This window comes from Bacteroides sp. 51, assembly GCF_010500965.1.
Classification (GTDB): Bacteria; Bacteroidota; Bacteroidia; order Bacteroidales; family Bacteroidaceae; genus Bacteroides.
On sequence record NZ_QVMI01000015.1, the window covers coordinates 139,623 to 154,337 of the forward strand.

General features: G+C 40.8%; 9 protein-coding genes. 3 read left to right on the plus strand and 6 right to left on the minus strand.

Annotated features, from left to right (window positions below; all coding sequences use genetic code 11):
• Nucleotides 1-4: 4 nt before the first annotated feature.
• From D0T87_RS12565 to D0T87_RS12575, 3 genes are read left to right on the plus strand one after another with little or no spacing between them, the layout of a single operon-like run.
• Nucleotides 5-1,204 carry a DUF418 domain-containing protein gene (locus tag D0T87_RS12565; protein WP_163175479.1) on the plus strand — a complete coding sequence of 400 codons (1,200 nt, stop codon included), beginning with the start codon at nucleotides 5-7 and terminating at the stop codon, nucleotides 1,202-1,204.
• Between the two features lie 26 nt (nucleotides 1,205-1,230).
• On the plus strand, nucleotides 1,231-2,361 hold the full coding sequence (locus D0T87_RS12570) for an aldose epimerase family protein (protein ID WP_163175480.1): 1,131 nt from the start codon (nucleotides 1,231-1,233) through the stop codon (nucleotides 2,359-2,361).
• 21 nt (nucleotides 2,362-2,382) lie between these two features.
• A complete protein-coding gene (locus D0T87_RS12575; RefSeq protein WP_163175481.1) occupies nucleotides 2,383-4,443 on the plus strand; it encodes a beta-L-arabinofuranosidase domain-containing protein in 2,061 nt (686 codons plus the stop codon).
• A 56-nt stretch (nucleotides 4,444-4,499) separates the two neighbouring features.
• Here D0T87_RS12575 and D0T87_RS12580 read toward each other — a convergent pair whose 3' ends face one another.
• The 6 genes from D0T87_RS12580 to D0T87_RS12605 form a co-directional block, all read right to left on the minus strand.
• Complete coding sequence (locus D0T87_RS12580; protein ID WP_163175517.1) at nucleotides 4,500-5,474, minus strand: FimB/Mfa2 family fimbrial subunit; 975 nt, start codon at nucleotides 5,472-5,474, stop codon at nucleotides 4,500-4,502.
• A gap of 114 nt (nucleotides 5,475-5,588) precedes the next feature.
• Entirely contained in the window at nucleotides 5,589-7,190 is a 1,602-nt protein-coding gene (locus D0T87_RS12585) for an Mfa1 family fimbria major subunit (RefSeq protein WP_163175482.1), read from the minus strand.
• 37 nt (nucleotides 7,191-7,227) lie between these two features.
• Entirely contained in the window at nucleotides 7,228-8,718 is a 1,491-nt protein-coding gene (locus D0T87_RS12590) for a DUF3868 domain-containing protein (RefSeq protein ID WP_163175483.1), read from the minus strand.
• A gap of 11 nt (nucleotides 8,719-8,729) precedes the next feature.
• Nucleotides 8,730-9,302 (minus strand): DUF3575 domain-containing protein, encoded by a 573-nt coding sequence (locus tag D0T87_RS12595; protein ID WP_163175484.1) that lies wholly within the window; start codon nucleotides 9,300-9,302, stop codon nucleotides 8,730-8,732.
• A gap of 25 nt (nucleotides 9,303-9,327) precedes the next feature.
• A complete protein-coding gene (locus D0T87_RS12600; RefSeq protein WP_163175485.1) occupies nucleotides 9,328-11,037 on the minus strand; it encodes a hypothetical protein in 1,710 nt (569 codons plus the stop codon).
• Entirely contained in the window at nucleotides 11,038-14,163 is a 3,126-nt protein-coding gene (locus tag D0T87_RS12605; protein WP_239063645.1) for a hypothetical protein, read from the minus strand.
• Nucleotides 14,164-14,715: the final 552 nt, after the last annotated feature.

Below are 14,715 nucleotides of genomic sequence, written 5' to 3' on the forward strand. Positions count from 1 at the left end.
AAACATGGAATCAACCGTTGTCCCTAAAAAACGTATCACATCCATCGACGCATTGCGTGGGTTTGCCCTATTTGGTATATTGATGTTTCATTGTATGGAGCACTTTGATATCATGGTTATACCTGAACTGAGTTCGCCCTTCTGGCAGAAAGTAGATGATGTGGTTTATGGAACCATAGCTTTCCTTTTTGCCGGGAAAGCCTATGCCATTTTCTCTTTGCTTTTTGGGTTGAGCTTTTTTATGCAAATGGATTCACAAGCCGATAAAGGAGTTGACTTCCGGCCCCGTTTTCTATGGCGGTTGATTATATTATTGATATTAGGGTATTTGAATGGACTGGTGTATATGGGAGAATTCTTTGTGGTATACGCTATTCTGGGAGTTTTCCTTATCCCATTATATAAAGTTTCCACAAAAGTCCTGGTTGTATTAGGTGTGATACTGTTCCTTCAAATCCCTGATGTCATAAACTTTGTTTTCTTATTAAGTGGCAATGCGCCTAATGAACCCACTGCGGCTGTTGTGTATATGGACTCGTTGTATGCCAAATGTGCCGACATCTTTATGTATGGGTCATTCGCAGATGTTCTCCGGTTCAATCTGTGGGAAGGGGAAGTTGCTAAACTGTTATGGACATTCAATAATGCCCGTTATCTGCAATTGATTGGTCTTTTCATTGTAGGCATGCTCATAGGGCGTTCCGGCATACACAAGAGCGAAGAGAAAATCGTAAAATACAGTCGCAAGGTATTGCCCTATAGCGTGGCGGTTTTTGTGATCTTCTACAGCATTGTACTTTTACTCCCTTACATGGGAGTAGAAGGATTTGCGCTCCAGAAAGGGATTACGTTATTCAAAACGTTCGCTAATCTGGGTATGATGATGATGTATGTTTGCGGTTTTATGCTTCTGTATAATAAAACCAAAGCATCAGCTTTTTTAGAAAAGATTGCTCCGGTAGGGCGTATGAGTGTAACCAATTACATGGCACAATCCGTTATTGGTGTAACATTGTTCTATGGTTTTGGATTTAATCTGGCTGTAGAACTTAGCTTCCTGCAATGCATGATGGTTGGACTAGTGGTTTATGCGGTACAGATGCTTATTAGTAACTGGTGGATTAACCGGTGCTATTACGGTCCAATGGAATGGGGATGGAGAATGCTGACCTGGTTTAAATCCGTACCCCTTCGCCGGCGATAATCTATAATTCTTATAAACTAAACAAGATGAAAAAGATATTTATTTATACCCTTTTTGCTTTGTTGGTGGTGGGTTGTAAAGACTCACAGGAAAAACCAACCGAATCGGGTTTATTAGGAAGTAACTTCCATTCTATCAGGGAGAATGGAAAAGAGACGAACCTGTATGTGCTTCGGAATGCTAATAACATGGAGGTTTGTGTGACGAACTTTGGTGGCCGGATTGTCTCCATAATGGTGCCGGATAAAGATGGAAAAATGCAGGATGTAGTACTGGGATTCGACTGCATTGAAGATTATATCAATAAACCTACCGATTTTGGAGCTACCATCGGGCGGTATGCCAACCGTATAAACAAAGGGAAGTTTTCGTTGGATGGGCAAGATTATCAACTGCCGACTAATAATTATGGACATTGTTTGCATGGCGGACCTAAAGGATATCAATATCAGGTATTCGATGCCAAACAGAACGGTCCGCAAGAGTTAGTATTGACTTATTTCTCTAAGGATGGAGAAGAGAACTTTCCCGGAAACCTGCACTGCAAGGTCGTTATGACGCTCACAGATGATAATGCTATTGATATCCGTTATGAAGCGGAAACCGATAAACCAACCATCGTGAATATGACCAACCACTCTTACTTCAATCTGGATGGTGATGCCCGCAGCAACAGTGAGCATTTGCTTACAGTAAAGGCCGATGATTATACCCCGGTTGATGAAACATTTATGACCACCGGAGAGGTTGTTCCTGTAGAAAACACCCCGATGGACTTCCGGAGGGCAACTCTGGTAGGGGAGCGGATTGATGAGGCGTTTACACAACTCCGGAATGGTGGTGGATATGACCATAACTGGGTACTGAATACAAAAGGCGATGTAACACAGGTATGTGCATCATTAGAGTCTCCTAAAACGGGTATTGTGCTGGATGTCTATACCAACGAACCGGGTATTCAGGTGTATGCAGGGAACTTCCTGGATGGTACACTGAAAGGAAAGAAGGGTATTACCTATAATAAACGCGCATCTGTGTGTTTAGAAACGCAAAAGTATCCGGATACTCCTAATAAACCGGAATGGCCATCGGCGGTGTTGCGTCCGGGCGAGAAGTATATGAGTCAGTGTATATTCAAATTCTCTGTAAGAAGATAAGAACCTTAAACGAATAATATCATGAGAAAACATCTACTGTTTATAGGATTGGTTGGAGCATTGGCTACCTCTTGTATATTGGTGATCATGTCTTTTACATCACCACAACCAGCAGAGATCCGGTTTGTAGATCGTCCCGATTACAATGCCATTAGCTCTAACTATATTTCTAATCGTGCTCCTTTACAGCCTCAACATTTCATTAAACTACCAGTTGGAAGCATACAGGCTAAGGGATGGGTAAACCGCTACCTGGAACTTCAACGCGATGGGCTGACCGGAAATCTGGGTAAAATCAGTGCATGGTTGGAAAAAGAAAATAATGCCTGGCTAACCAATGGCGGTGATCATGGCTGGGAAGAAGTGCCTTACTGGCTGAAGGGATACGGCAATTTGGCATACTTATTAAATGACCCCGACATGATTGCCGAAACAAAAGTCTGGATAGAGGGCGCTTTTGCCAGTCAGCAACCCGACGGATATTTCGGACCGGTCAACCTGCGGAATGGCAAGCGCGAGTTGTGGGCACAAATGATTATGCTGTGGTGTCTGCAATCTTATTATGAGTATTCGCAAGACGCGCGGGTGATAACTTTGATGACCAATTATTTCAAATGGCAATTGACCGTGCCCGACGATCAACTCTTTAAAGACTTTTGGGAAAACAGTCGGGTGAGCGATAATATGTTAAGTGTTTACTGGCTCTATAACCGTACGGGTGACAAGTTTTTGCTTGAATTGGCCGAAAAGATTCATCGCAACGGCGCTGATTGGACACGGTCGACTTCATTGCCCAACTGGCACAACGTGAACATTGCACAGGGCTTCCGCGAACCGGCAAGCTATTATATGTTGACCGGCGATTCGACTATGCTACATGCATCGTATAACGTTCATCATCTGATTCGTCGTACTTTCGGGCAGGTGCCGGGAGGTATGTTCGGTGCAGACGAGAATGCCCGCATGGGTTATATTGATCCGCGCCAGGGAGTTGAAACCTGTGGTTTGGTAGAGCAAATGGCATCGGATGAAATCATGCTTGCTATGACCGGTGACCCGTTTTGGGCAGAACATTGCGAGGAGGTGGCGTTCAATACTTATCCGGCAGCGGTAATGCCCGATTTTAAAGCTTTGCGCTATATTACATGTCCTAACCATACGATAAGTGATTCGAAAAACTACCATCCGGACATTGATAATACCGGACCGTTTCTTGCAATGAACCCATTTAGTAGTCGTTGCTGCCAGCATAATCATGCACAAGGATGGCCGTATTATGCCGAGCATCTGGTACTTGCTACACCCGACAATGGAGCTGCCGTTGCACTATATGCGGCTTGCGAAGCAACCCTGAAAGTGGGAGATGGCCGTGATATTACGTTGATGGAAGAAACAAATTATCCGTTTGATGAGTCGGTGAACTTTACAGTTCAGACTTCAAAGCCGGTTCATTTCCCTTTATATCTACGTATTCCATCGTGGACAAAGGATGCCGAAATATGGATAAACGGCAAGAAATCTAAAGCCACAGTTGAAACAGGCAAATATGCACGGATTGAAAGAACCTGGGCAGACGGAGATAAAGTACGCCTGAAAATGCTGATGACCCTTTCGACCCGCACATGGCAGGTAAACAAAAACAGTGTAAGCGTAGATTACGGTCCGCTGACATTGGCGCTGAAGATTGATGAGAAGTACGTCGAAAGGGATAGCAAGGAGACTGCAATCGGCGATTCGCGATGGCAGCAAGGGGCCGATTCTAGACAATGGCCTACAACGGAGATTTATCCGGATAGTCCCTGGAATTATGCGTTGGCGCTGAATATGAATAATTCACTGAAAGATTATAAGGTTATTCATAAGGAATGGCCCAAAGATAATTTCCCATTTACGCTGGAAACAGTTCCTTTAGAGATTACTACCACAGGGTATAGAATTCCTTCATGGGTAGCAGGGGAAAATGGATTTTGTAGTGTATTACCTGACGAGGGTTTTGTGAAAGGTGATAAAGAGAAGATTACACTTGTACCTATGGGAGCCGCACGGCTTCGTATCTCTGCCTTTCCGAAGGTGAAAGAGTAGGGGAGGGATTATTACTACGAAACCTTTTCAGTATCACTGAAAAGGTTTCGTAGTTTTTATAAATCACCTTCTTCCTGGAAATACCATGTCCATTGATTAATATTTAACTGAATAGCTACCCATTTATCATCTGGTTTAAGTTTATTGGAGAAGAAAAGTACCAAAGCATATTCGTCCTTCCGGTCGAAATATTCCTGTGCTCCCCAGGGATACATCTCCATCTCTGTCATTTCCAGAAACTCTATCAGATTGATATTAAAAACCTGAGTGCCCGAAGCTATGTGGGTTACCACGAAACGCGTTCCACGATCGGCCATCAGACGCATAGTATTGAGTTCTACCAACGCACCTTGATCACTTCTTTGTTCTTTGTAATAAGGCTCGTAGCTGATAACATCGTCATTAAGCAATGAGTTGTCGTAATCAAGGTATCCATTCGATTCAATAATCTGGTAACGGTAATCATTAACGTTAATGGTCCATTCGGGCGTTTGGCCATAAAATACAAAACGCACTTTATTGGTGTCTTTAATCAGATTGATCGTCTCGGTTTGGTAGCGGGTTCCGGTGAAGTTAACGTCATTGATTTCACCATACCATAAGGGTTCCAATTCTTTGTTTATGATAAGAGATTGATCCCGTTTCAGCTTTAATTTCAACTCATTTATTGTAGATACGCCTTTAGTCAGCGAAGTAATATCGTAAGAATCGCGTGCACCCGCCCAGGCCATAAACTTATATTCGCCTACGGGTACAGTAACTTCCATCTGATAGCTTCCTGTAGCAAGTGGAGCACCTTCCTCGGATTGTGTAAACAGAAACTTACCCTCTTTGTCAAATACATACAGTTCAACCTTATCGACCTGGGTATGGAATGCATCTGCAGAAAGCAGGTTGTAATCATACTTGAACTTAACGAAAAGACGGCATTCGGGAAGGGTTTCGTTAAGGTTATTGCAGGAAGTTAAGATTCCTGAACTTGCGATTAAAACGCCTAATATGAGTAAATGTATATGACGAGCTAGTTTCATCTCTTTATTCTTATTCAGTGAGTTAAGTATGAAAGGAAGAGGATGTATCATAAGTATATGCTTTACTTATTCAGCTTATGACACATCCTTTTCGGTAAGGGTTCTATGAATAAATTATAGATCCGCGCTTTGAGTGTACCAAGTCCAAGGATTAATGTTTATTGTAACAGACAGAAATTGCTCCTGTTCTTCGTCTGGTTTGTCCGGATCTGGTTCCGGAATAATTGGATACCCTGGATTATTGATTGTATTAACGGTTATATCATAAACAGAATTGCGAACGACACCAAATTCTCCTAATTCATTGTTTGATTTATCACTATCATCATCATGCTTAACCATTATTTTATAGAAGTTAATACCTGCGTGATAATAGGTTACTGACTCTGCTTGGTTCGAAGCTGTTATTTTCACTAGTTGTGTATTGAAATTAGTGATTAAAGTAGCTATATCAGAAAGATCTGATACGTTTACAGCTGCTGTAGAGAATTTATCGGCAATTGCCGTATTAGCCAAATATTCATTAACTAAGTTTGTCAGGGTAGTAACATAAGCGCTATTAGATGCTTTGTATTCTAATTCTGCTTTAATATAGGCTTTCAATGTATTTATTGTATAGTATCCACCTCCGATGTTAAACCAGTTTTTGCTATAATCTGCATGAGTGCTGTTAACGGATCCGGTAGTATTATCTGTCGGTAGTTTAAAGGTCAGAGGAACAACTTCAGCCCTCAGAATGGCATGCGTAGTATATGCATGTTGGTTGTCTTCTTTCTTTTGAGTGTTTTCAAGACAGTACTCTGGGGTTGCCCCAACATTATTCCAGCTTGTAGGTTCTGTTGTGTAGTAGTTGTAATTCTTTATATACTCGGCATTTACAGTTGCATTGCCACCTACGGTGTATACATTCGTTGAGTTATCATAGTTGGGGTCCTCTCTGTATGATCCTAATCCATATCTGTCAGACCAGACGGAAGTTGCTTCAAACGTCTTGGTTCTTTTGGATACAGGGAAGAATAACTTGTTTGTGACATTCAGTTTCCAATTATAAGTGCTTCCCAAAGCAAAGTCCGAAGATGTAGTAGATAAAGCGTATACTCTTACTTTTGCAACTACACGATCAACGTATAATTCTAAAGGGATTTTCTCTGCCTCTGTTGCAGAAGGCTGTAGGTGGGTGGCTGGTATTATAGTCTCTAACTCTCCTCTTGCATTGGTCATCATAAAATTGTCATAAGCAGCGGTTTTTCCTTTGATGACATCTTCTACAGATGCGGCAACAGCTGCATTGTAGTCTGTATAATTCATTCCAATAGTAGCAGGAGGGAGGGAAGATGGATTTAGAATTACCAATATTTTTTCTGTATTCTTTGGTACTTTGAAAGCATTGGTTGTATTTGTACCATCAAGACCTGTTCCAGAGGTTCCCCAGTTAGGATTTTTAAAGGTTATTGCATCGGTACTGCCTACAATTTTACTAGTTGCATCAAATAGGACAACGCGAACAGTATTCACTTGGGTCTCATTTGCGGTACCGTTTTCTTCAGCAGGATTATGCAAAGCACGGCTTTTAAGCGAAGAACTGATGTTTAATGTCAGCCAGGCTTCTCCATTAAGATTTACTCCACCACCTTCATCAATCACATCATCATTGCTGCATCCTATCATCATCAAGGATGCGAGTGCAAATACGAATAATTTTCTTTTTTTCATCATCTTATTAATTAGTTAAATTGAACTGTTATTTTGTTATTTAATTTCTCTGATATACTTTCTTTAATTCTTCTATATTTAATTTTGCGGCTTCCAATCCATGGGCTGCTGCTGAGTTTAATAGTTTTTCTGCATCTTCATAATTTCCTTTCAATAATGATAGTATTCCAGCTGTGTTTTTGTATTCAGGTGAATCTTTAGCGGTATCTATCTTGTTTAAATACTGTTCTGCCGCTTCCAGGTCGTTACGCTGTATGGCAGAGGTTGCTGCATTCAGGTTGGCAGTTTCGTCTGTAGGGAATACCTGCGCTGCGATCTCGAATACTTCAGTAAATTCCTGAGAGTCTCGCGGGTAGCTATTAGCTACTAGGAACATTTCATATAAGCTCAAATTCTTTGGATTTGTTTTGATCACTTCTTTCGCTTCGTCCACATCGAAACTCTTAACATTATATTCTACCTTACAAATGGCTACGCGGAGGCTGGGAAAAATGTGTTTCAGCATAAAGCGGTAAGGTATACCACCATTCAGTTTCATTAACTTCGCTTCTCTTCCGTCTTCAATAGATGTCTTATTGATAACTTCCAAAACTTCGTTCTTGTCTTCCATTTCCATGGTAGACAGTGCTTTAACCAGCCCCTCCCAGTTTTCTCCGCCAAATTTAATACGGTAGGCATTTAACGGGAATTCGTAACGAGTAGAGAGATAATCTCGTAAGGCCATGGCACGTCCTTCCGATAAACGCTTGTTGTGGGCTAATGAACCTTCGGGCGAGGCATAACCAATAATATCCAATCCTTTCACATTGATGCTAGGATCATTGTTCAGCTCGTCAATCATGGTACGTATCTTAGTCAACTCACGCGGATTATTCATATAATCCGGACGAATATCAGTCTTGTTTACTGCAAAATCAAGGAAAGCCTCGGCTTGAATCTCTCTGCGCTTAATCTCTTCCAGTGTAGGTTGTATATATACCATATGTGGGGTAACAACATAGGGAATCGCCGGTTCTTTAGCTTCTGTAGTTACCTTGTCTACGAGCAATTCCGTATTCATAAGTTCTACTTTCCCACAACCACAATCATCGCGTTGTATATCCAGATGAGCGTTTTCCATCCATGGTTCGTATGGTATCATCTGATGATAGTGGATCGTATCTTTTTCTAATTTGTATGTCTTTTCTACAACGTATGGTGCCTGATAAGCAGCTTTTTCTTTTTTGCTCATTAAACTTAGTGTACGTTCATAAGCATAATACTCACTACGCCCTTTATAGGATACCATTGGTAGGGTATGGAGAGCCTCGGTTGAAACCAACCGGGGTATCAGGTCGAGTCCTTGTGCTGATTTTATCTTTATTTTATCGGCCACAAAGTCAATATCAATATATAGGAATTCACCCCGTTGCTCTAATCGTACAGGTATAATAGATACTCCTCCATCGGTACGGTCTTGTGCGTTAACAGAAGGTATATTTGCCCCTATGTAAAGGGTCAGGATGGTTATAAATAGTTTATATTTCTTCATCACTATTGCTTTTATTTAATTACGTAAATCAATGAAATAGCAGCTTTGGTAGGTCCAAAGTAGTTTTTGCTATCTTCTTTTAATTTAGTGCCACACTCTCCGCATGGATATTTATCGTATACAATATGGGCATAGCCCACTCCTACGGTAGCTTCGATGCTCCAACGTTTTTTTAATATCCAGGAATGTCCGATGGAAAGACCTCCCCCATAAAGATGTCCCTGATAGCGGGAGTTTTGCATGTTGTCACTAATAAACGACCAATCCGGCCAGTTGCCTACGTTAAAATCGGCGTAATGTCCATGCAAACCGACGAAGGTGCGACGAAACTTCTCGCAGAACCAATAGCGCACTTCAGGCTGAACACCCCAATGTTTTAAGCGTGCGTTATCGCTAAGCTTCCAGGGGTTGTAGTTGACGGGAATATCCAGTGTCCATTTACGGGCTAAACCGACTTCTACTCCCAGGTTCATGGTTGTGGTGGCGTCGTAAAGCAGGTTGCTTTTGACGGCAACGCTTTGAGCATGGGCTCCGGAAATCAGAATCCCGAGCATGAGCGACATGAGTATGAGTGCTTTTTTCATTTATTTACTATCATTATTTAATTCATTAATTTACAATATCTACTTTTATACGGCGACTAGCATTTTCTCCCATTCCTCCGGAAGTTCCTGGATTTTTGATGGTAGAGAGGTAGAATGTACCTGTACCACTACCTGAAGCAGTGCGTTCAATTTTTATAACTCCGTCGTCGACGATGATATTATCTGTATCAGTACGTTCCGGATTTGTTACAGGGAAAGGCCAATAGGAAGGGTGAAGTTTGATCCAGCTTGTACTGCTGGGATCTACTATTCCCGATACACAATAGACATTAAAGTCGCCTGTGGTATTGGTTGTTTTTACGTTGTTTGGGCTGGCAGTTGCCCATGTACCTTTCTTTTCTATCTTTATAATCTTTTTTATGTTTCCATATTTTATTGTAATCTCGCCTGTTTGAAAGGCCGATGTTATATTAATTTTCACATCTACCGATTGTAGTGAGCTTGAGGCGGTAATAGTTGTCGGTGTAACTGTTATTCCGGAAGTAGCAGTCAGTGTTCCTGTGATTGTTCCTCCTCCTTTATCTTCTGTAATCAGTGTAAGCGCGGTTAGACCATTTAAAGCTGTAGATGGGCCATAAATCATATAGTGCGAATTACTTACCGATAAATAGTACTCGTCAAATGCAATGGTTTCAAAAGCATTTGTATCTGTCACCGTAAGGGTGGTATGAACCTCTGTATTATTAAATACCGAGGCAGCAATGGCTTGTTGTGGTGTATCATGACCTATACCACTTACCATAGTAATGGTGAACAGGTAATTATTGTTTCGCATAATATTAATAGGCGTGCGGCCACTGTTTACTAAAGCCATTTTATAATAATAACTCTGTCCTTGATATATTCCTTTAATTATAATGTATGTATTATTACCGGTCCCCGATTCGAATAGGTAAACCGGATTGGCCAATGTTGTATTTGAAGAAGCGGCAGCAATCTCCCCTGAATAGTTAATGTCTTTTCTGTATTCAGCCAACCCTCCGTTTACTGTGGGAGGAGTAGTGATAGATAAATTATGCAACGTTCCACGCATTGGAGCATTAAAGACAGCAGTGATTCCTTCTAATATAAAATTAGTCGCTTTATTTTCTACAATGACTTTAGCTACTATCCGTTTCAACTCCAATGGATCAGATCCTGTTCCGATGGTTGTATTTGCCTGAATGTTTGGTACATCATATATGTAACTCATCGGTATAGTTTTGTTAGGTGTAAAAGGTATGTCAGTTTCCGGGTTATTCAAAGGGTTGGTATATAATACGTTACATGCATTTTCTATAGTTTCGCCATTCAATGCCTCATTCAGGTTAGCCTCTGTGAAATCATATTCTTTGAAAAGAGTAACCCCATCATATTTATAGAATTTCACTTGCGGATTTGCCAATATCAGCAATTTACATGCATCTGTTTGTTTTTTTAATATAGCATATGTCTTACTCGTTTTACGATAGGATTTCACGGCTTCTTCGAATATAAAACTACCGCTGTTTTCTTTGAATACCAGAATGTAAGGTTCGGTATCTACTGTTGTCTCATTAGCAAGACCTGCACGATTCAGGGGGCGGTCGTAGTTCCGTAACCGGGTAAAAAGTTCCAGCATCACTCGATCACTTACTTCAACCGGATCATCGAAATATTCGCGGATACAAGAGGTGAAGGACAACAGGATTGTTGCCAATAGCAGGAAGTTATATGTAAATAGATATCTTCTCATTTATTCATCTTTTACACAACGGATGGATTGCCCGAAACCAGTGTAGGAGCTAATCATTTGGTGTGTATTATAACTTGACTCAAGTGCCCAGGCGGCATAACGGATGGTTCTGTTAAAGGCATCTCCTTTATCATCGGTACCTATAAACTCATTTCCAACATATTGTGGGCCTGCACTGGCCGACCAATAATATCCGGTAGTGCCATTGCTTTGTACTTTCTTTGAATCATTATTTATACGCCCTGCCGAAGGGAGGAATATGGAAGCATTTGTTGCGTCGTTGCAATAGAGTACTCCCTGATGAGCAACCTGTCCATTCCCATAAGGTTCAGCAGATACTGTATAAGATGCTCCTGATGTAGCATTAATTCTCCTCTCAAGTGGTCTTCTGTCAAAAAAACCATCGGCATACAAAGCGAACTTCGTTCCTTTCAGTTGTTTGCGGGCATTTCCATCTGCATATGGATAGGTACCTTTTTGAGGCAGAATATAATCAGGCCAAAGCTCATGGTAGTTTGAATTTGAAGCCACATTACCAGCAAATGGAACATAAAACAATGAGACTCTGAGCTCTGATTGTGCAATCTGCTGTCCATAATCTACAGTGGTAATACCCGGATGTATATATTCTCCGTTGAAAGCAACCCCGTCTGTAGGTCCGTCTGTAGGACGCCGATATCCTGTAGGGCAAACCTCAAATTCATCGCTATATTTTGCTAGTCCCGGTTTATTTACATTTGGATTTGATTCGTACACTAAATCGCCTCCATCCCATAATGCCGGAAATGTATTATAAGCAGCTGTATTATCAAAAAGCGCATCACGGGTACCGTCAAAACCAACTGAAGGACTGTATGCCCTGCGAAAGAAATCGCCTTTTGCATCTTTTTCATCAATATTCATTGCCCATTGAAATAATGCACCAGCCTGAGTTGGATAATCAACGAAGCGTGCCCCCTTAACATCGGTTTCTTGCCAATAGGGCCATGCCCCGTTGTATATTTTTTCTGTAGTTAGATTAAAGGGCGAGAATTTAGCGGCTGCTTTTCGCTCTTGTCCTCCTAGAGGCCGATACTTTGCCTCAATAGTTAAATCGCCGGTTTCGTTCCAACCGTACTTTGGTTGTTCCGGGATGATGTCTTCTTCCCTATATATATAATCCGCAGCTTCGCCTTGTCGCACATATATTTTAGCTACTATGTCCCAAGTGGATCCTCCTTTAGTTCTTAGTTCTACATATCCATATTTGGGTTCAGATTCTTCATTAGCAACAAAATTAGCATCCTCTTTAATGCCAATCCGGAAGTAAATACGTCCCTTAAGTCCGGAGATAGAATATCCATTTTCTTTATATGGATTGGGAGTGACAGGATATTTTTCCGGGTCACCTGGCGAAGCCGTTCCTACGGTAGGATCGAAACTCGGTGTTGCGCTAACTATCAACCAATTACGATAAGCCGCAGGAACGGTTACCGACCAAGTATAATCAAGTTGTCGTTGTCCGGTTATAATACGTTCTCCTTTCTGGTTGTGTCTATAGAATGCACCGGAATAGTAGGCGTGTGTATTACCTGGCGGATAGAAAGGTATTAACAGCCCGCTTTGGTTAATTGTTACGTTTATTGTTTTTTGCAGTTTTGAGTTTCCATCTTCATCCTCGGCCGATAGGGTTAATGTATAGGTGCCACTTAGCACGTTTTTTTCTGTTACAGCTCCATTTACATTGTCTCCAGTTTTGGTTGTCCCATCTAATAATAAATCCATGTATCCTGCCCCAGTAGCCGGATCATAATAAAAACGGTAAGGGTCAGGGTTGTTTGCATCTATGGCTAAGCAATTAAATATTTGGTTGGTTGGGAAAGTTGTACCATCTCCTTTCTTTACTGTTCCATCTACCTTGACTTTTGGCATATTCGAATAGAATGAGATTCTTACCCCATTTAAATTGGTAATGCTTGCCTCCGTTTGTGATACATTCAAGACGCGGCTACCGGCTATTTGCCAGTTATTTAACACGTTCGTCCAATCTTTCGCAACAATATTTACCTCCAGTGGTTTCTTGACTGTACCATTGAAATCTAACCACGTGTTGTAGGGCAGATTGTAATTGTCGTCCATTATTTTTAATTCGCAAGAGGGGCTGTATTTGTCATCGGGAAGGTTAACTGTCAGTTTCGTAGCTTTAAGAGCATTTGTCTCCTGAGGAAGGTGATTGGCTGGTATTACAATGCGATCTAATGTCCTTTCCCATTCCATGCCAGAAGCGGATGTTGTACTAAATGCAGTAGCTGCATACGTACGTTCGATGTCGTTTGTTATTGTTCCGCCATAATTTACCTGGAATAATGGAACTTTATCGGGCATATTCGATAGGGTAATTCCTTTAAAGTCATCGCCCATGTTAAACCCGGATTGTAATGTAACATTCAGGCGCACGGCCAAACGGTCTAGTCGCAATATCAATGTTTCTGTCTCGGCATTAGCCGGATAAAGTCCTTCGGTCGCATTTGCAGTTCTTGTTTTTCCGTTTATATCGGTTAAAGTGCCGTTTGCCAGTTTTGCTTTTCCGCCCGACAATATTTTTACTCCCTCTATCACCTGTATCATAGGAATTAATTTATCGGATGTAAAAGCTGATTCGGGATAGGCAATTTGTTTTAAGGTGTTTAATGAAGTGATTCCGTTTAATGTGGTTTCAAATCCGTCTGGCTCGTTGGCTAAAAATACCATGGTGTATTCAGCGTCAAGTGCCACGGGATGCCGAACGACATCCAGATATGTATTTATAATGTCATATTTTTGGTTTCCAATTGTTGGGTCGGCTATGATGTTACCATTGTTTTTGTCGAACACCAGTATACGTAATGTACGGACAATTTTGTCTGGTGCTCCCTCCTGGTTCTCACCTACATATGCACGCGAATGGACTCCTTCCTCATTTATCTTTAAGTTAAGATATCCATTGCTGACAGACAGCTCAGTGACCTCATCTTTGCAAGAGGAGAAAAGATGTATTGCTCCGAATAAGATAAGTATCGAAAACTTATATAGTGTATTATATAGTTCTCTTTTATCTGACCATTTTGGATGCAATATTTCTTTTAAAACAAGTGTATCTTTAAGCATTCTGTTGCATCTTTTTTACGCCTTATAGAAAATGTAGATACGCCTGAATAGTAATAGATGGGGAAACCAAGGGCGTGCTGAAATAAATGCCGATAGAGGCTATAAATTTCTCAATTTAAAGCCTACATAAAATTCAGATCAATCTTTGCCCTCAGAATTGAAAGGCATAACTTGTTGAACAATAAATAATCTGTAATAATAAATGATTAGATTACTTTTGTTTTACTACTAAGTTGTTCTCGTTTCTACTACTAAGCTATCTTCGTTTTTACTATAAGTTGTTTCCGTTGACTAAACTTATTATCTAATTGCCATAATAGGTAAATAGGACAACAAAGATAGGGTTTTGTTTGTGGTTTATGTTATTTTGTTATTTAAAAAGTCCTAAATGTCGATAAAGTATATCTATAAGTCGATAGAATTTATCTATCACTATAGAAAAATGATCATAATTATAAGATGTGTACTTTATGGGGCAAGCGGGAAATTGGTTATTAAATTAATAGGGTTGTTAATTAAAAGTGGATGTTTTGTAGGGTTATGATATAAATG

Bases quoted from the DNA above. Each gene is read 5' to 3' on its own strand.
- D0T87_RS12565 (WP_163175479.1), top strand. From the start codon at position 5: ATGGAATCAACCGTTGTCCCTAAAAAACGTATCACATCCATCGACGCA.
- D0T87_RS12585 (WP_163175482.1), bottom strand. From the start codon at position 7,190: ATGATGAAAAAAAGAAAATTATTCGTATTTGCACTCGCATCCTTGATG.
- D0T87_RS12580 (WP_163175517.1), bottom strand. From the start codon at position 5,474: ATGAAACTAGCTCGTCATATACATTTACTCATATTAGGCGTTTTAATC.
- D0T87_RS12595 (WP_163175484.1), bottom strand. From the start codon at position 9,302: ATGAAAAAAGCACTCATACTCATGTCGCTCATGCTCGGGATTCTGATT.
- D0T87_RS12570 (WP_163175480.1), top strand. From the start codon at position 1,231: ATGAAAAAGATATTTATTTATACCCTTTTTGCTTTGTTGGTGGTGGGT.
- D0T87_RS12590 (WP_163175483.1), bottom strand. From the start codon at position 8,718: ATGAAGAAATATAAACTATTTATAACCATCCTGACCCTTTACATAGGG.
- D0T87_RS12605 (WP_239063645.1), bottom strand. From the start codon at position 14,163: ATGCTTAAAGATACACTTGTTTTAAAAGAAATATTGCATCCAAAATGG.
- D0T87_RS12600 (WP_163175485.1), bottom strand. From the start codon at position 11,037: ATGAGAAGATATCTATTTACATATAACTTCCTGCTATTGGCAACAATC.
- D0T87_RS12575 (WP_163175481.1), top strand. From the start codon at position 2,383: ATGAGAAAACATCTACTGTTTATAGGATTGGTTGGAGCATTGGCTACC.